This is a genomic window from Belliella marina (genome assembly GCF_042682445.1).
Taxonomy (GTDB): domain Bacteria; phylum Bacteroidota; class Bacteroidia; order Cytophagales; family Cyclobacteriaceae; genus Belliella; species Belliella marina.
This window is the reverse complement of the sequence record NZ_JBHUHR010000050.1, coordinates 4,033-22,208: the sequence shown is the minus strand read 5'-3', so window position 1 is coordinate 22,208 and position 18,176 is coordinate 4,033. Positions and strand designations below refer to the sequence as shown.

At 38.1% G+C, this 18,176-nt stretch carries 13 protein-coding genes; 2 read left to right on the top strand and 11 right to left on the bottom strand.

The window, feature by feature from the left end:
- Position 1 precedes the first annotated feature (1 nt).
- From cas7b to ACFSKL_RS22355, 5 genes are all read right to left on the bottom strand, one after another.
- A complete protein-coding gene (gene cas7b / locus ACFSKL_RS22375) occupies positions 2-892 on the bottom strand; it encodes a type I-B CRISPR-associated protein Cas7/Csh2 (RefSeq protein ID WP_376889534.1) in 891 nt (296 codons plus the stop codon).
- Entirely contained in the window at positions 885-2,648 is a 1,764-nt protein-coding gene (locus ACFSKL_RS22370) for a TM1802 family CRISPR-associated protein (RefSeq protein WP_376889532.1), read from the bottom strand. The genes cas7b and ACFSKL_RS22370 overlap by 8 nt, the downstream gene beginning before the upstream one ends.
- Positions 2,649-2,814: 166 nt before the next feature.
- Entirely contained in the window at positions 2,815-2,991 is a 177-nt protein-coding gene (locus ACFSKL_RS22365) for a hypothetical protein (RefSeq protein ID WP_376889530.1), read from the bottom strand.
- A gap of 522 nt (positions 2,992-3,513) precedes the next feature.
- Positions 3,514-4,734, bottom strand: a complete 1,221-nt coding sequence (locus ACFSKL_RS22360; RefSeq protein WP_376889529.1) for an AlbA family DNA-binding domain-containing protein — start codon at positions 4,732-4,734, stop codon at positions 3,514-3,516.
- A 284-nt stretch (positions 4,735-5,018) separates the two neighbouring features.
- On the bottom strand, positions 5,019-5,222 hold the full coding sequence (locus ACFSKL_RS22355; RefSeq protein WP_376889528.1) for a response regulator: 204 nt from the start codon (positions 5,220-5,222) through the stop codon (positions 5,019-5,021).
- Between the two features lie 428 nt (positions 5,223-5,650).
- Here ACFSKL_RS22355 and ACFSKL_RS22350 point away from each other — a divergent pair, with 428 nt between their 5' ends.
- Positions 5,651-6,496, top strand: coding sequence for a hypothetical protein (locus tag ACFSKL_RS22350; RefSeq protein WP_376889526.1), 846 nt, complete (start codon positions 5,651-5,653; stop codon positions 6,494-6,496).
- 727 nt (positions 6,497-7,223) lie between these two features.
- On the opposite strand, the gene ACFSKL_RS22345 is transcribed toward ACFSKL_RS22350, so the two are convergent.
- The 5 genes from ACFSKL_RS22345 to ACFSKL_RS22325 all read right to left on the bottom strand — a co-directional run bounded on the left by ACFSKL_RS22345 (position 7,224) and on the right by ACFSKL_RS22325 (position 14,885).
- Positions 7,224-7,976 (bottom strand): hypothetical protein, encoded by a 753-nt coding sequence (locus ACFSKL_RS22345; protein ID WP_376889525.1) that lies wholly within the window; start codon positions 7,974-7,976, stop codon positions 7,224-7,226.
- A gap of 247 nt (positions 7,977-8,223) precedes the next feature.
- Positions 8,224-8,625 carry a response regulator gene (locus tag ACFSKL_RS22340; RefSeq protein WP_376889523.1) on the bottom strand — a complete coding sequence of 134 codons (402 nt, stop codon included), beginning with the start codon at positions 8,623-8,625 and terminating at the stop codon, positions 8,224-8,226.
- Positions 8,625-9,980 (bottom strand): RagB/SusD family nutrient uptake outer membrane protein, encoded by a 1,356-nt coding sequence (locus tag ACFSKL_RS22335; RefSeq protein ID WP_376889522.1) that lies wholly within the window; start codon positions 9,978-9,980, stop codon positions 8,625-8,627. The genes ACFSKL_RS22340 and ACFSKL_RS22335 overlap by 1 nt, the downstream gene beginning before the upstream one ends.
- A gap of 103 nt (positions 9,981-10,083) precedes the next feature.
- Complete coding sequence (locus ACFSKL_RS22330; RefSeq protein WP_376889520.1) at positions 10,084-13,254, bottom strand: SusC/RagA family TonB-linked outer membrane protein; 3,171 nt, start codon at positions 13,252-13,254, stop codon at positions 10,084-10,086.
- An 8-nt stretch (positions 13,255-13,262) separates the two neighbouring features.
- Positions 13,263-14,885 (bottom strand): TlpA family protein disulfide reductase, encoded by a 1,623-nt coding sequence (locus ACFSKL_RS22325; RefSeq protein ID WP_376889518.1) that lies wholly within the window; start codon positions 14,883-14,885, stop codon positions 13,263-13,265.
- 1,235 nt (positions 14,886-16,120) lie between these two features.
- Here ACFSKL_RS22325 and ACFSKL_RS22320 point away from each other — a divergent pair.
- The gene (locus ACFSKL_RS22320) at positions 16,121-16,519 is read left to right on the top strand and encodes a helix-turn-helix domain-containing protein (RefSeq protein WP_376889516.1); all 399 of its coding nucleotides are present in this window, start codon (positions 16,121-16,123) and stop codon (positions 16,517-16,519) included.
- Between the two features lie 140 nt (positions 16,520-16,659).
- Here the strand turns inward: ACFSKL_RS22320 and ACFSKL_RS22315 are convergent, their stop codons facing one another.
- A complete protein-coding gene (locus ACFSKL_RS22315; RefSeq protein WP_376889514.1) occupies positions 16,660-17,853 on the bottom strand; it encodes a lantibiotic dehydratase in 1,194 nt (397 codons plus the stop codon).
- Positions 17,854-18,176: the final 323 nt, after the last annotated feature.

The window sequence follows — 18,176 nt, the reverse complement described above, 5'->3', positions numbered from 1 at the left end:
ATCAGGTGAGGTTTAATAGGTTGGCGTTTATTATTGGTTCAGAGAGGTCAAGTCTTCCATCTTTTTCTATTGAAATAGATATTATTTTATCAGCATGTTTATTTAACATGGAATTGAGGGCAGTTGTATTTACAATAAAGTCTGAAACATCTTCAATCTGATTAGCCTCTTTTTCACCCTTAATGTCAAGGGACAATAACTCTAACAAATCTCCAATATAAAATCCAGGTTGATAGTCAATTTTGATTAAAAGTCTAGGCATATGACCTTTCTTTGATCTAGAAATCAAATCTTTTGTTCCTTTCCATATACCTTCCAATAAAACAGCTATGTCTTTTTCTTGTAAATCAGTATGCTTTGCAGCATTTTCATTTATTATTCCGTGAAAGCCTATCAAACCATATGTAATATTGTATTCTTCTCTAAAAGTTCTTTGTTCAGCACCTTCTTTTGTAGCGAAGGCTCCAGTGCCTTTTATGAAATTTTCTTTGACGGGATGTAGAGATCTTCCCATTCCAAATTGGACAGGTCCAGTAAAATTAAACTTTTTCTTTTCAACCGCAGAAACACCCCCAAAAAGTCTAACATCTATAAATTTAGATTTGAATTCATCTGAATCTTTGTAGGAATCTCCTCTTTTTTTGCCTGTGACTGGTTTCCCATCTTCGTCTCTGATAAAAATGTCTCCAATACCCCCTTCGGTGCCATCATAACCATGATTTATAAAGTAGTCCCGAATTGTTCTTTTTAGGCGAACATCAGTAACTAAGCAATGGTTAGAATCTTCATCGATTCGAGGTCTATTGGCGTCCATTGGATCTCCATTAGGATTAGCGTATTTCAAGTCATATAGAAAAATCAATTCGCTTCTGTTTTTCACTGTATTATTCATCGTTATCAGAGTTTAAGTTGTTTATAGCTTTGTTATTTTTATCAAAATCTTTTTGTAAGACTAGACCCATCGTAAATGCAAATGAAATTTCTTCTTTGGTAGCTTTGTCGTTGACAGCAAAGTATCTCTGGGAAGCTGCTTCCAATTCTGGAAACTCTTTGCCAAACTGGCGTAGCTTTGAAATAAGTTTTGGGAATTTTTTTGTCACCAACTCTTTGTCAATGTTTAGCCCATTTAATTCTTTCATAAAGGCGTTACCCGGTTGATTATAAAGTAATCTGGTAGTTAGACATCCGAACAAAAAGGATCCTTTAAGATATTCTTTGGAAAAATAAGCAGGGTGTGCTTCAATAAAGCCAAAGGCATCTTGTTTTTCAGGTTGTTTGCTGATTTCTGGCATGGTCTGTTGTTGTTTAAATAAGCCCAATAAATGAAGGAAGTATATGTTTGCTAATGCATGCTTTACGGAAGTGTTAAAGCGATTTTCTTCAGAATGAAAATGTTTTTTGTAAGATGATTTCCAGGTATTTAGTATCAGAGATAATAATTTAGAGTCGTCAAAAGGTTGCCCTGTAAAAATGCTGCTGACAAGCTTAAAATAAGCTGGTTGTAGATTTTTATCCCCTGTTTGAAAGTACTCTCTCAGTCTAAATAGAGTGATTCTTTGCGTAACAATTTTGCCCTCTTTGGTTTGATAAGCTGTTAGCCATTTATACCTGTTTTCAGCTTTTTGTTTGGAATACATTACTTTTTCTATCCTTGAGGGAAGCACATCAGAAATTTCAAGGTGTACTTTAAACTGGGCCTGTTGTTGCTCAAAAAATAAAATCGCATATAGAACATCAGATCTTTTCAGTATTTTTTCACTAATTATTTCATTAAGTAAACTTTCGGAATCATTAATAAATGACTCTGTTCCTGAATTTTTGGAATCCGAATTAAATGCTGCTTTTTGTAAAAAAGTGTTTGCAATCATTTTTCCAATCTCCTGATCTTCCAAAAAAACAAAGTGTGGAATAACGGCATATTTATACTGCCCAAAAAAGTTAGCAGAAAGTTTATTCAATAGAATCCCTCTTGAACCTTCCAAAATTGGAATTGCTGATTCCGAAACTGGAAACATTTTGTAAGAATTCGAGGCGTCAAAGCCATTTCTTCGGAAAGCGTCTGCATCAACAGTAAATCCTAAAGTGTCCACAAAACCATACACCGTTGACTTATTGCCTGTAATAGCACAAATTTGTTCCTTCTTTTTAGAGATACCATAACTCTTCTTGAAATATTTAATATAAGCTTCATTGTTAAATAGCTTGACAAGAGCTTCTATTTCTCCGAAATAAACCCCATCAATTTTGAAAGTTATTAAATAGCTAAATTCGCTATTAAATTCTATGCTAGATAAATCATTTCCTATCTTTTCTATTTCATTGGTGCTTATTAATTGCGAGCTTAGGTTGATAAAGCTTTGTTTTACTTTCCCAAAGGTTTTTTCAGGGTCTTGCCTATTAATAATCAAAGTTGGGACTGTATTTGTACCTCTTGCCCCGGCTGGTTTTCTATACAAATATTTATTGATGAAATTTGGTCTAAAATCTTCCAGTTCAAATCCCTTAAAGTTTTTATCTTCAATAATTCCCATCAAAACTTTTCCTTTATCTTCTCTACCTTCAAATGGGTTTTCGGCAGGACTGAAGTATGTTTGTAGATCAGGTTTGTCCTTGAGAAGCTCAGCAAATTTGTATAAAGTTGATATCATACTTTCTTAAAATAATTTAGTTATCATCGAAATGATTCTCCATTTATGAATATACATTTCCCCATAAACCCTTTAGCTAAAGACACCGGAAAAACATAACCTATAAGTTTAGAGCATGTTAGACCCTTTAAGACGCTAGAGTAAATCAAAAAGAAACCCAAGAAATTTAATTTTTGATGGAGTTTTGCCTTGTATAATCTACAATCTTCAATTCTCCTGTATGCCAAATACCCCTGCCCATGCAAAAACTGGCTAAAGGCACTGTCAGCCCTGTCAATGGTCTTATAGATTGCTGATGAAAGTTCGTATTGATAGTTGATCGGAAGATAACTATTCCTTTCATCTTTCTGTAAATTTATCCTAAACCTCATATTCCCTTAGTTTATTCAGAACAATGTACTGGTTAATTTCTTATATCTAAAAACATTGACATAAACTGTCCCAAAAATCACAGTTTTATTTGCTGTTGTTTAGTTTTGACAAGGTTTAAAAAATATCCAAGAAAAAAAATACCAACTACAGGGTATTTTTCACAGAAAAAACTTTTTATTTTCAACTCTAACCGTCTGGTGCGGGTGGGATGACGGAGATCCGGGCCAGCGCTGGACTAGAGCGCTGATAGGATATCTCCGTCTTGATCTTTTTGTTACTTTTTGCATCAAGGCAAAAAGTAAGAACAACGTCACTGGGAACTGGGCTACAAATTAGTCTAACATAACGGACTATAACCGACCGCATAAATAAGAGTTTCCGCAATGAGCGGAGCAGGCTGTATGAAATGCCAAAGCAGGCGTGAATACCATAAAATATAACCCCCATGAACAATCGAGAGGTTTATCCTTATTACGGGAGTTCTGTGAGAGGTTTAGGGGTGGGATTCCCCTTTGCCTCGATTACCATTAGTAATTTTTATTTCTAAATTTTTCCTAATATTTGTTTTTATATTTTTTGCATATAATTCAAATTTGAACTCTAAAGTATCTAATGAGATTTGTTGAGAGGCGAAAATTCTAATTGGTATACTAAAGGCTTCTTGTTCGAGTTGATGTTTAACGTCTCCAATATCATCTTTGACTATATAACAATCATCATCTTCAATAATTTCAGGGTAATTCAATCCATCTACTATTCCGATATTATTTGTTGGGTCTCTATAGATTTCTTTTACTACTATTAGTCCGTCAATCTTGGGTACTTTTAAAATAGCTGAAGCTTTCTCGATATACTTATTTCCATAATTGAAAATTGTAATATTACATTTATGAGATTTTTTTTCAAACACCTCATATAAATCATGTTCAAAGTATGTTTCTTCAATTTTCTCAAGATTCTTTTTCAATTCATCAGTACTCCGATTCTCATATGGAACTCCCGAATTTGTTATTACAGCGTGTAATAAATGCATCGAATGATTAATGGGTTCAATATTAGGAAATCCCATTCTTTGATTTTGTTCCTCTACTTCTTTTCTTTTATCTAATATTTGTTGAATTTTCTCCTTTTTTATTTGTGATGGTCTTTTAATATCCTCAAATGAGATAAGTTCAATTTGATTTTTTCCCTTATCGGTAATAAAGTTTATATCGATTTCGTCTGTAAAATATTTTTCGTCTGTTTTCTCTATAATTATTTTATCATAGTCGGCTCTGGTTAATCTTGTCTGATGACTTCCTTTTCGAATATACCCCTCACCTTTTAACAATTTGTAATTCCCTGTTCCATAATCTTTTTTCATTAAGTATGGTCGGTTTGAACAATTATAAATTTTAAAAACACCTAATTGTTTATTTTCAAAAATGTAAGAAAAATAATCAATTGATATTTCAGGTTCAATATTCTCAAATATTAACTGTTGATATGTGGATGAATCAGTTAATTCTCCCTCAATACCAGTTATCCCCCTATCTTCTGTTGATTTTGGTTTTAAACCAATGATGATATATCTATCTTGCTTGATATGTGAGTTTGCCATTGATAAGACATCTTTAAGGAAAGACACAAATCTCTCTTTTTTATACTCCTCTTTTTTAAAATCGAGTTTACTATTTTCATTCTCATACAAAATCAAGTCAATCAATTCATACATGTTTGTTGTAGTCTCTTTTTATTATTAATGGTAACGAGTCTCTTCACACAACCCGTTGCACTATATATGCCATATGGAATGCCATACGCATAAGTGTTGCTGATATTTCCGAATTATCTCCAAACATAACCATTCCGATCTTAACAAAAAATACCAACTACATGGTATTTTTCACAGTAAAAACCAAAAAAAGCCCCTATAAAGAGGCTTTTAAAAAGTAATTGGTGATTATAAACAACTCCCCGGTCATTTACTCTTTGATGATTTCAAACATCCTAACCTCATCAGCCCTTAAAATGCACCGACAAAGGCTTGGCCATATATCCGGAGACATTTTTATCCTTGTAGGCTTTTTTGATATCTTTGGGGTCATGGGAGCTGGCCATGACTATAATCCTGAATATTTCCTTTTCATGTTCTTCAAATGAATCAAATCTCTTTAGAAAGCCCCATCCGTCTAGGACGGGCATATTGATGTCTATAAACATCTAATGGAAATGCCTATTTGCAATGCAGTTTATGCTAAAATTATAACTATTTATACTGGTTTTATTAAATTAATTTATTAAGTTAGTTTTATTATTTGCTAATAAAAATACTAAATCATGATGCAGAAAAAGATCATGCCAATTGGAAGTTGAAGATTTACTAATTACTTGGAATAGTAATAATTGAAGCTTCCAAAAAGTGGACTATGCCTAACAGGGATTGGGGGATAACTCTTAACAGCTTTGTTTCTTCTATTTGAAGATAATGTTAGGAAAATATGAGTCTGATTACTGAATAATTAATAGTCTACCCACTTGTTTGTAGAGTGTCGAATATCACAAGAAATCACTAAGTTAGTGATCTTTATTATTTTATTTACTGATGGAAAAGCATTAAATTATCATTTTATCAACTAATATTTATTCATATGAAAAATTATTTAAAATCCATTTTATTTCTCATTGTGTTTTCTGCTGCTTTCAGCTCATGTATTACCTCTGATCAACCTTTACTGAAATCTGAATTAGAAGAATATTTATCAATACAAAGCAGTGGGTGCCCGAATGATGTTATTTGCGAAGCTCCAATTCCTGGAGGTGGTAACGGTTATTCTGGTTATGGAGGTTGTTTAAGTGGAGGTGGTAATATTGATAACCTCGGTGACCTTGTTTCAGTTTCCTTTAATTTTAATCAAAACTCAAATGGAGCAATTGTTGTAAATGTTCAAGTGAACCGATTACAAAATATATATGGCGGAAGCACAATAAAGATTTTGGAACAAGGTGGACAACATTTACCTGATGGTAAAATTAGAATTTTTGTTACTGTAGAACATATCGTAAGAGGAGTACATAACGGAGATGATGGACATGATCAAAGTACCCAAATCTTTTATTTTCAAGAACATTATGATCCATGTACTAAAAAGTTTGTAGGAAGAGAGAGCAACGAAAACCCTTCTTGTTATAATGGAGTGGTTGATGTTATTGATGATAACTTAATTTTTGTACAATTACGGTATAATTATAATGGACATCAGATGATAAGGGTTTTAGATGTTTTTCATCAGGCAAGCGATTTGGATATGGGCGTAGAGTATAATCTATTAAATTATAGTACTAGTTATAATGCTGTTAACAATAGAATCTCAATAAGCGTTACGTTTGAACAAAAGCAAAGATATATTACTTTACCTGACTTAGAAGTAACGTGGGCCTCATTTGTTAATGTTTATAATAAAACCTATGATGCTTGCTCTGGAGAATTTATTTGACTTTAAACGGGTGCGTTGTCTAAACATTAGGGAGTGTTAGCTATAAACTCTGTCCCTCCCTTCTCCAGGGATACCCCTGGAGAAGGGAACTGATTGTTTAGTATATAATATATCCAAATTCATCTCCCCTCAAATTTAATGGCCAACCGTAGGACTGTCACGCTCCAATAGTGGAGAATAGTTTGAAATTTCTTTTCACCTCCATCCATCTTTGAGACGGGTTTACTCTCTGTGTATTCTGTCTGTTCATTCGCTTGCCGAATCCATCTTAGGCTCTCGTTGACCTAAGAAGAGACATAGATAAATATATTAAAATCAATAGGTTATCAGATGTTGTCCCTATCTTAGGCTCTCTGATTCTGAATTGGGAGACTAAGATAGAGAGGCAATTAAGAAGATAATAGGTGCTTCAATTGTTAAAATTCTACAATATTGTAATGAACCCAAATCGAGCTTTACAAAAACACCAAAAATCATAATTACCATATAAAACCACTTTTTTTGTGTTAAAGCCTGTCCCGATTCAATCGGAAGCAAAAAGTAAAAAGCATCCGACTATTTTACTTGGCAAAAACTTCACCATACGGATTTTCGTTAATATGACTCGGCGCATAAGGCGGCCACTAGCATCCCGATTCCTATTGAAGACCCTGATAGATTTTTACTTTGATAGAAGTTTTGCTTAGTGATTGGTTAAATGTTGGATAGTGTTTTTCATTTATATCGATTACGGATTTATTGCAATTGTCCCAACTACTCCATTAATACCTTGCATTCCCTTTGTACCTTTCTTTCCCTTTTTCCCTTTATCAAAATTGCATCCTGGGGCACATTTATTAGCTTTGTTACCTCCTTTCCCACCCTCACCAGGAGAACCTGCCATTCCTAATTTGCCGCCCGTAACATTGAAATTATTCTGTGTTAAAGTCTTCCCACATAAAGAATTTAATTGCTGGAATATTATAGTAATATCCCCTCCTTTTCCACCGTTACCTCCATTGCCTCCATTACCACCATTACCACCATTGCCAGCGCTACTTGTACAGCAACTAGCATTTCGTCCTTTTTTTCCTTTTACACCATCACCTCCATTGCCTCCATTTCCACCACTTAATTCAATTATCAAATCACAAAAAGTGAATGTATTTGTTTTTATTTGCAGATTAACTCCGTCATTTCCATTTTTGCCTGTTTTACCAGCTTCTCCAGTTTTCGTACCTGATGCACCATTATTGCCATTACTCCCGGTACCGACTAATTTAACTCCTTTTTTAGCAATGAATGAATTGCAAATTATTTGACAGGTATGGACATTAGATTTGAATGTTAAGATTGAATTTTCATTTAATTCAAGTGTGTCCAAAATTATTAGATTGTCAGATATTTCAAGAGTTGAATTAGCCTTAACAATAAGATTTTGTGAATTGCCTTGAAAAGTCCAAAGCAAAATACAACAAAGAGTGATTGTCAGTTTTTTCATTTTAGATTGTGAATTTAATATTGACTATAATTACTAGCAAAGCCCGATTTATAATTCATCGAGATTACCATCATTAATCTTCCAAACCTACCAATTCCCCCCGTAACAAAAAATACCAACTACTTGGTATTTTTCAAGGTAAAAACAAAAAAAAAGCCCCGTTTAAGAGGCTTTTAAAAAGTAATTGGTGATTATAAACAACTCTCCGGTCATTTACTCTTTGATGGTTTCAAACATCCTAACCTCATCAGCCCTTGAAATGCACCGACAAAGGCTTGGCCATATATCCGGAGACATTTTTATCCTTGTAGGCTTTTTTGATATCCTTGGGGTCATGGGAGCTGGCCATGACTATAATCCTGAATATTTCCTTTTCATGTTCTTCAAATGAATCAAATCTCTCTAGAAAGCCCCATCCGTCAAGGATGGGCATATTGATGTCTATAAAGATCAAAACAGAACACTTTATGGGGTTGTTTTTTTTTGTTTTCGCCTTTACATAGTCAAACCCATCGAGGCTTCTTTCAAAAATAATGATTTCGTTCAAATATCCGATATTTCTCAAGTGGTTTTTACTCAATTGGTTGGATAAGGCGTCGTCATCGATCAATAGAATACATTCAAAATCGTTAAGGGTATTTGTCGACATCAGCTCCTGTCGTTTTGGGCAATCCCACTATTGTTGATTTCATCCATGGGGATGGGGAGTGTATAGCGGTTTGAGTTTGGTTCCAACACATATTCCTCACCCTGTACAGTTCTCCTAAGGGTTTTGGCATACCTTGGATCCCTATTGAGCCTCCGCAGGTCTGACCAACGTTGTCCCCTGTATAGCAGCTCTTTTTTACGTTCTTCCAATATCAAGTCCAGGATGCCTTCCCCTTGGGCGGTCTTTTCTTCATATGTCCCATTTGCCCATCTGGTTTCCAGCAAATTATTCAGTACATCCAAACCAACCTGCGGGTTTCCCACCCTTGCCTCACATTCGGCCTTGATCAGGTACAGTTCATTTGTGGCCAAACCCGAGAATATTGAATTGGTCCCCGAATAGGTTCCTTTAAATACAGCCCCAAAAGCATTGATCAAAAAGAACACATCTCTTCTCAGGTCATTTTCTTCGTAGGATTCATATATTTCAGGATTGACAACCGTGGTGGTCAATGCATTGAAAATATAACTAGACATATGGTTGTGGTAAACAACTTCTTCATTGAACTGGGGGACGGGAAACCTGAGGGAAGCATTGATGGTATTGTAATCCATTAATGTACTTTGCATGTCCAAAGCTTTATCTGCATGTTCCAAAGCTTTGCCGTATTGTTCTGTTGCCAGATATATCCTTGCCAGTAGGGCATGGACAGCGGTTTTGGATGGTCTGCTCTTGTATGCGTTTGTGTCCCTGAGAAGGGGTAAGGCAAGCAGAAGATCTTCGATGACTTTGTTATAGCATGTTTTGAGATCCGACCTATCTGCAGTTGAGTTGATATTGGCAGTCAATCTCAGCGGGATACCCAAAGCATTATCGTTGATCCCCGGCTGATAGGCAGGGGCAAATTGGCTCAGGAGATTGTAAAACGCATTGGCACGTAGAAATAATGAACTTCCAGTTATTTCATGCTTTTTGATCAATTCTTCATTGGATTCAACTTCTATTTTTGTAATTTCTTCTAAGACCACATTCGCATAGAAAACTTGTACATATGGTGTTGACCAGTCGCTACTTCGATTCTCAAAGAAACTCTCGCTCCACTTGTAAGCTTCTTGTTCGTCTAATCTATATACTAAGTATGCGTTTGAAGTGGCGACCAATTCATCACCACTCAATAGATTGATTTCAGGACTATTATGGATGCCCCAATTGCTGGCATCCATCAAGGCTTGTAGATCATCTAATTGGTTGGGGATCACTATGTTTTTGTTGGGTCTTTCATCAAGAAAACCATCACAGGCTCCCAATAATGAAAAGACCACCAATACCCCGGTCTTAATTGCTATTGATTTCATATCCATTGTCTTTAATTTTTTTGCTTATAATTTTCATATCTCACACCAACCATTGAAGTTTAAAAAAATCTCCAAGGTTTTTGCTTTTTATATCTCGTCACCCCTAAAACTCCAACCTTACTCCAAATGCGAAGCTCCGAGGAGCTGGCATTGTCCGGAAATCGGGATCCAACCCCTCGCCATTGGCAGCCCACAATACCCCAAGATTATTGGCATAACCATAGATCTCAGCATGCTGGAAAGGAAGCCATGTTTGCCGCTCCTTTTTGAATGAATAGCTTAACCTTATATCCTGCAACCTAACATGGTCTCCTTTTTCTACTCTTATACTCGAATGACTGTGGAAGAATTGTCTGTTTGCGTTGTTTGTTGCCGGGAGGGAAGGTACATCTGTTATTAATTCATCTCCGGGTTCTTGCCATCTCAACCTGAAATCTGCATGGTCTCTTCGTCCCTGTAGCACATTGGAGTAGAGAACGGAACTTCTTTTGTAGTAGTAGCCAAGTCTATAGCTGATATTGGCAGAAAGGGAAAATCCCTTGTAACTTACTGTATTCATTATAGCCCCAAAAACACTCGGTCGGGACGGTCCATGGTAGCGGATGTCGTCTAAGCTGGCACCGTTGAGAATGGCGGTATAGTTGCTGCTTGGCTCACCATCCACATACCCCAAAGGATCTCCATTGTCAGGGTCAAGGCCTGCCCATTCATAGGTGAAAATCCCATAAAGAGGCTTTCCTTCCATGGGGAATACCCCAAAGTACTGCATGTAGTTTCTGGTCGAACTCTCCAGACTATAGGATTTGACCTGCTCATCCACCCAGCTGAGAAAATAGGTTGTGCTCCATTTGATTTCCCCTACAGTGTTTTTGCTGTTCAATTGGAAATCAATCCCCTTTGTCAATGTCTCGGCAAAATTTCCCCTGAACTGTGTGAAGCCCGTGGAAGATGCCTTGGGCATATCCCCAATCAGGTCCTGTCCATGCTTCAGGTAAAACTCAAAAGAACCCGAAAACCTGTCGTTCTTGCTGGCAAAGTCGATGGCATTGTTCCAAATCTGTATCTTTTCCCATCTCAGATCTGGATTGGGGGGAGTGGTGATACGTGCATATGGGAGATTGGTCAGGCTATTGGCACTACCTGAAAAATAATTTGCAGTGGTGAATGCCGTTAGGGTCTTGTCAATATTGCCATTATAACCCAAAGTACTTCTCAGCTTCAGATAGGGAATCAGACCGGAATTGTAAAAAGCCTCGTCACTCAATACCCAGGCACCACCAATTGACCACAAAGGAACACCACGCTGGTTGGCATTCACCCCAAACAGATTGGACTCGTCCTTCCTGGCACTTGCTGTCAGTATATATCGCCTTCTAAATGTGTATGAAGCATTCGCATAATAGGAGAGGAATCTATCTACTTGTCCTGAATGGCTATTCCCATTGGGGATTGTCGATAGGCTTCCGCTATGGTACAATGGATACCGAATGGTGAAACCCACAGGTTCACTGCTGGCGTATTCCGGCCTGTAGCCATAATACGTATTGGCATGATGTTCCGTCTGAAGGTCTTTGGCCTCAAATCCCCCCAAGGCAGAAATCACATGCTCTTCCCCAAAAACCTTGTTGTAACGCAGCTGGCTTCTGAAACTATGGCTGACTCCCAAAGTGTTTCTCCTGCCCATTATATCCCCCAAAGGGACAGGTCTGCTGATCTCGCCATCTGCTTCCCTCTGGGTGAATCTGTTGATAGTATTCCGGGTAGAGTAGCTTGCCAAAGGGGAAAGTGTTTCGGCTATACGGCTATTTTGCCAATATTGATAAAGTACCTCAGCTTTCAGATCTTGCGTGATTTTGTAGCTGACTTGGGCATTTATTCTGTAATCATTATTACGGTTTTGATTTCCCAGTATTCCGATTTCATCCAAGGGTCTATACCGCCAATCCAAAAGCCCATCCTCTGCTATGCTATTCAGGTATTTGTTACTGTAGCCAAAATTCAAGGGCAGATGATTGCCAAGATCATCTGCAAGCCTTTCATAGGCATATCCATCCGGAACTTCGGTCCTGTTGTTGGCAATCCCCTGAACGTAGTATAAGCCCAAGGAAACGTCTAGTTTGTCATCCAATAAACTCCATCCGTTTTGGAAGTTAAGAGTCAACCGTTCATTGTCATCTTTGACCACGTTGTTGAGATTTTTATCATAGCCTGCTGCAAAACTGTAGGTATGGTGGCTTGAACCACCCCTTACCTGCACAGAGTGTTGTTGGTTGATGGCGTTTCTGTAATAAAACCGGTTTAGGTCATCCCTGAAATCATGATTTCTGTATCCATTGATGACCTGGTCGGCTTCATTGGTGCTGAGAATGCCATCCCGTTGGGCTATCAAGGTTTCCACTACGGGGGATAAGGCTGGGCTGTTTAGGTTGTTTTCGGCACTGTTGTAATAACCTCTATCAAACAACAGGAGCTCCATGTCAATGACTTCGGAAGCACTCATGACGGGGTTGTAATACAGATCCGGCCTTGCGATACTGGTGATATTGCTGTTGATACTAACCTTGGGAGTCTGTCCCTTACGGCCTTTTTTTGTGGTGATGACGATCACACCATTGCCTGCCCTTGCCCCCCAGATTGAGGCCGCAGCAGCATCCCTCAGCACCGTGATGCTTTCCACATCATTGGGGTTGATATTCTCCAGAGGCCCATCATAGGGGAAATTGTCGATAATGATCAATGGGCTGGTATTGGCAAACAGGGTACTCCTTCCCCGGATGCTCAGGCTCTCGCCAGGTCCCCTGTTGAAGATTAGTCCAGGTGTGATATCCTCAAGCCTGTCCAGTATATTGGTGCTGATCCTCCTATTCACCAATTCTTCCCCTACCTGTACAAATGATCCCGTGGCACGCTCCTTGGGGATCTCTTGGTAGCCCGTGGAGACCACCTCTACCTGATCGAGTCCGTAGGCATCGGCTTCCAGCTGGATGGTTAGGCTTTGCTCCAGTGGTACTGAGATTTGGATTTCCTCCTGCTTGAAGCCTAGATAGCTTACTTTGAGAAGGTATGTTCCGGACGGGAGTCTTAAGACAAATTCCCCCACTTCATCAGATACAGCCCCCCAGCTTCTACCGTCAACCGTAATCACTGCACCGGGCAGTACCTCTTTCTCATGGGACATCACAAGCCCTTTGACTTCATGGCTCTCCGTTTGGGCATGCAAAGGACAGCCAAGCCCCAAAATGATGGGGATCAGTAATTGTAAAATTCGCTTCATATTGTGTTTTATTGGTTAATACTTCCTATTTGTGCTTCCAAAAGCGGAATCAATTTTTCATGGCTTACCTGTAGCCCTCCCGATTGGATCATCCTGCCATCTTTATCTATCAGTAGTTGATAGGGTGCTCCTGTAATGTTATAATCAATCAAAAATGAATGGTTAAAACCTTCTCCGTTTGTGTAAAGATTCACACCTGTGGGAGAACTGTATCGTCCACCGGCTACACTGTTTTTCCATTTGGAAGGATCCTTGTCGGTGCTGATGGAAACCAGAACAAATCCATCTGTTTCCTCAAAGTGATTTTCGACTTGTGAAAGATATGTTTCATAAAAATTGATGCAGGCTTTGCAGCCCGTAAACCAAAAATCCAAAAGTACTGTTTTGCCTTTAAAATCACTGAGTCTGACAAGGTTTCCATCAATGTCTTTAAACTCAAAATCCTTTACAGCCTGACCGCTTCCCTTTTTGGAGTATAGTTCTTCAAGTTTCTGTCTGATGTAGGGCTCTCTTACATAGGTAAGCACATCATTGAGGATTTCTGTCCCATTTGATAGCTGTCCAAAATTGTTGAACAGGTATTTTCCAATTAGAAAATCGCGAATATCATCAGGGTATTGCCCCAGAGTTTTGAAGATAGGTTGGTCTTTAATATTACTTTCAGCCTTTGATTTAGAAATCAAAAAGTCTTTGAAATATGTGGAGTTCTTTATGGTTTCGATATCAAAACCAAAGTTTAATGGATGTATTTCTTCATAATAGAACGCTTTCAGCTTTTGTAAAAATTCAGTATCGCCCTCAATTTTCTTGAAAGAGTAGGCACTTGACCAATCCTTGATTAATCTATTGTAAAGAAAGCCGATTTCATCAGCCAGGAGCAAATCAAATGCCTCTTGGCTGATTTGATCTCTGTAGAACTCCAAGATGCGGTATACTCCTCCAGTTGGAACGGTTTGGGTATTTGACTTTAAGCGTTCTAGATATGTATTGTCAACAACAGAAAGATCCAATACTTCCCCAAAGTTTAATTTTGCTTGATCATATTTTGCGCTATTGTCTTTTTTATCAAGAAAAGTGTTTCGGCTTGCTTGGTTAGGATGGATATACTTTGCTGGTCGCAAAAAGGCATCGGCAAGCCTTTGGTTTCTCAATGCACGCTGACACTCAAATAATGGAGCCGAAGGACCGGAGAAAGTCAAGATGTTCCTAAATGGCTGCGAATATATTTTGATGCTGTCTCCGGGAAAGATCAGAAACTTTTCCATCGTATTGTTGGAACTCAAGCTCAAACTGATATAACTGGGTTTATGGAGATCGGCAATCTGGACAGTTATCACCTGATCACTACTTGGAAAGAGCCCTTCAAGCATAGATCCTTTTCTTAGGGGGATATTTTTGAAAGTGTATCCATGTGTTTTGGCAAGCTTTCCAAAATAATGATCCCAAAGTTCTACTTTCAAAGTGTCTGCATCACGATCTGAATACTTAGTGTATTTAAAGTATATCAAGGCACTGTTTTCCCTGTTTTGTCCATCAGAAATGGCATCTTCAAATGCCAACCCTTGAATCGACTGGGCAACAACCATGTTTCCCGCAATTATCGATATGATTATCGTAAATATCTTTTTCATTTTTTCATTCTTTTATTTTTTATGAATCCCTATAGTTTGTCACCACTAGCTCTTCGCTTCAACCTTCTATTCTCATTTCTTATAATAAAGGTGACCGGCCATTACGGTATAAAATCATCGCCGGCCAGGGCTGTGCACAGCCCCACTCCGCCGTCCTGTAGCATCGTCACCTTCTGTGTCCCCGTACTACCTGGGTTTATATTCATCGCTTAACCTTATAAAGAAAGTTGGACGGGGAGGCCTTGTGATTTAAGATTGGAAGAACTTGTCCGCTACGCCACGGCGTACAGGCGTGGAGGATTAGGTTATAGGTTGAAGAGGGTAAGAAGGGTTTGTTAAATCGTCAATCATCAAGTGATCAGTCTTGTATCTTAAGTCTTGTGTCTTAAGTCTTGACTCTTGCATCTTATATAAAACCCCAGCGCAGTGCGCAGCAATTGTGGACCGCTGCCAACCAGTTTAGCATCACTTGTTTTTAGGGTTAGAAATTGAAGACACTGGCCGGGGGATGTGGTTGAAAATCTTAGATCTGAAATTTTTGATTTAAAATTTGACACAATGGTATCCTTCAGTCATTTTTGGATGACCATGGCTGTACTTTTCGGATCGTTCTGCTATGCTCTGATCTGCCAGTGGCAGAATAAAGACATAGGTGTGTCAAGCTGCAAAAACTTACGTTTTTACAGATGATGTGAGATCGAGGAAAAGTTCCTGATAGCTAAGAAATTAGAATATGGTTCCTTCCGACAGTGCTCCTGCAGTAGCTTTAGTTTCGGAAAGGGTGCGGGTACATCCATGGCGTATCGACCTTGGAAAAACGTATCTAAGTAGATGCCCCGTCTCGCATTGGTAAAGTAGGTTTAGATAGGGTTCTTTGGCTTGCGCTCAAAGAGGATGTCGAAGGCTGAGCGGCCGGAGTGGATCACTGGATTACAATACCAAACTGATCTAAGCTTGAATAAAGAATCACAAATTCGGTAAGTATTGTTGAATGACATCAGTGACTTGCTGAATAAATAAGAAGGTACAATTCTATCGCTATGCACTTTAACTAATGTCATACACAATTTTAAAGGTTTGTTTTTGGAAAACAGATTTAATCAAGTAGTTTAGAGTTCATTAAAAGTAGTTTAAGACTACTTTTAATATTCTTTCAGGAAAAAATAAAAGAAGTAGGTTTTCTTACTTTTTAAATTTTAAAAAACATTATAAATTAGTATAAAAAAAGAGCAATCATGGGAGAGAGTGAGTATTCAGGTTTCACCATACTTGAAAATAAAAATATAGGAAGAAATTTTTCCACCTTCCGAAAACTAAGGGATAAGAAAGCTTTAGAAGTGGCTGATTTTCTTGGGATAAAAGAATCTACATACACAAAATACGAGAGAGGGGAAAGTAAAATCACTGTAGATTTGATACAGAAAGTTGCGGAATTTTTAAATGTAGATCCACTTCAAATTGTAACTACACAACCCGGTTATGTGATCGAAAACTTAACCAATTCTCCTTTTTCGTTTGTTGGAAATGTCAGAGCCAATTATGCTGACAAAAACCAAACAGAAGTAATGATGAAAATGATGGAGACAATGATGCAGATGAATGAAGCTATTAAACGGATTTTAGAAAGTAAATGATTAGTGAGTTATAGCCTCACCTGTTTTTAAAAGCCTCTTAAACGGGGCTTTTTTGATTTTTGAAAGAAAAACGCTAACCTTGATGAAGTTGTATCTTGAATAAATATTGTTGATGATAGGGTTCGTCCAAATGCATAGGTTCAGAAAGATACGAAGTCCCTGTTTCCGCTGTACAATTTACTGCCCAGATTTTCGGCATATGCCTTGAAATCCCCCCTTTTGTCATGCCTTCCAAGGTAGACCAACGGTTTGTTGCAGACGATATTTTCTAAGACCACTTCCTGGTCTTTGTTGAATCTGAACATATAGGTGATCGAATGGAGGTTCTCTATAGGCTCTTCATCGATTTTGCCTTTTAGGTTGACCTCACCCGATATACCATTCCCAAGGAGTAGGCTGTCTGGAATCTCGTGGTTTGGATCTTGTTGTTGATCATCAATGATTCCCTCCAACAAAAATTCACTCAGGGAATGCAAGGGGTCAAATATTTCAGGAAAAGGGACAGATCTATCATCATAATTCTCCTGGAACATTTTTTTGAATTGTTCTATGTAGGGACTGTTGTATTTGGAGAATAATTTGCCTATTTCGTCCCCCAGACAATCCAACTGATGCTTTACTGTTGAATCCAAAGTAGCGGAATCCTCCAGATACATGTCAAAAAACAATTCACTGTGATCTGTATGGTTGGGGGCTTCCGGTTTAGGTTCTGCCAAAATTATTTGGGAAGTGATAAGGTTTTTCCATAATTCCAATATCTCTGTTTCTTCGATAGCGTCAAACCAATTCTTAAATTCATGGTAATTGGTGGAAGGGTTGGACGAGAGATGTTTTATGACAAATTCTATAACTGGATGTCCCCCTATGATAAGACTTGCCCATTTTTCCACCTCCAGAGAAAAAACTTCAATGCCATAGTAACTTGAATATGGCTTCAATGCTTTGTTCAATATAAAATGGCTGTTTTCGTCAAGAATGTCGATATCACTGGTCGGGACATCAATGGCTTTAGGACAGATGGATTTTTCGATCGCCTTCCTCTTGGTATAGAATTGATTCATTTCCCCAAACTTCCCCAAACCATTGCCTACCCACAGCCCAAAGGGGGTAGCCCTGTACTTTCCCCTAATCAAGTATTTGAACACCTTTTTTTTGAGATGGTGGGGGAGTTGGCTGTAGGTTGTTTCCCCAATTTCTTCATAAAGTGCTTTTGAAGAAACCTTGATGGCATCCCTTACCTGGCCAAAGTGCTTGTCGACTTCTGATTCATCGTAAATATCAAAAGTGATGAGCGGAATTCTGATGATATAGTCCATGGTTTTTTTTTCTGCCATGATCGTGAAAACCACACAATTTCGCCACTTTTTGAGCCAGACAGCAAAAAAAACAGGCTGAATGCAGAGTTTTGTATAGATGAAAAAATTGGGATAGGTGATGAAATCTTGGATTTGAAAAGAAAACCCAGAGACAAAACCTTTCTTTTTTGGGGGCAAGTTCTAGCACGACCTCTAATATTCAGGTTCTGCTGAAAAAGTCAGATTTGCATAAGATACGGGTTGGCAAAGTGAAGCTGTATAAATTATACTGCGATCTGAAGCTGGCTAACAAAACCAAGTCAATAGACTCCTATGTTTTTGCAAGCATAAATGACTATCCG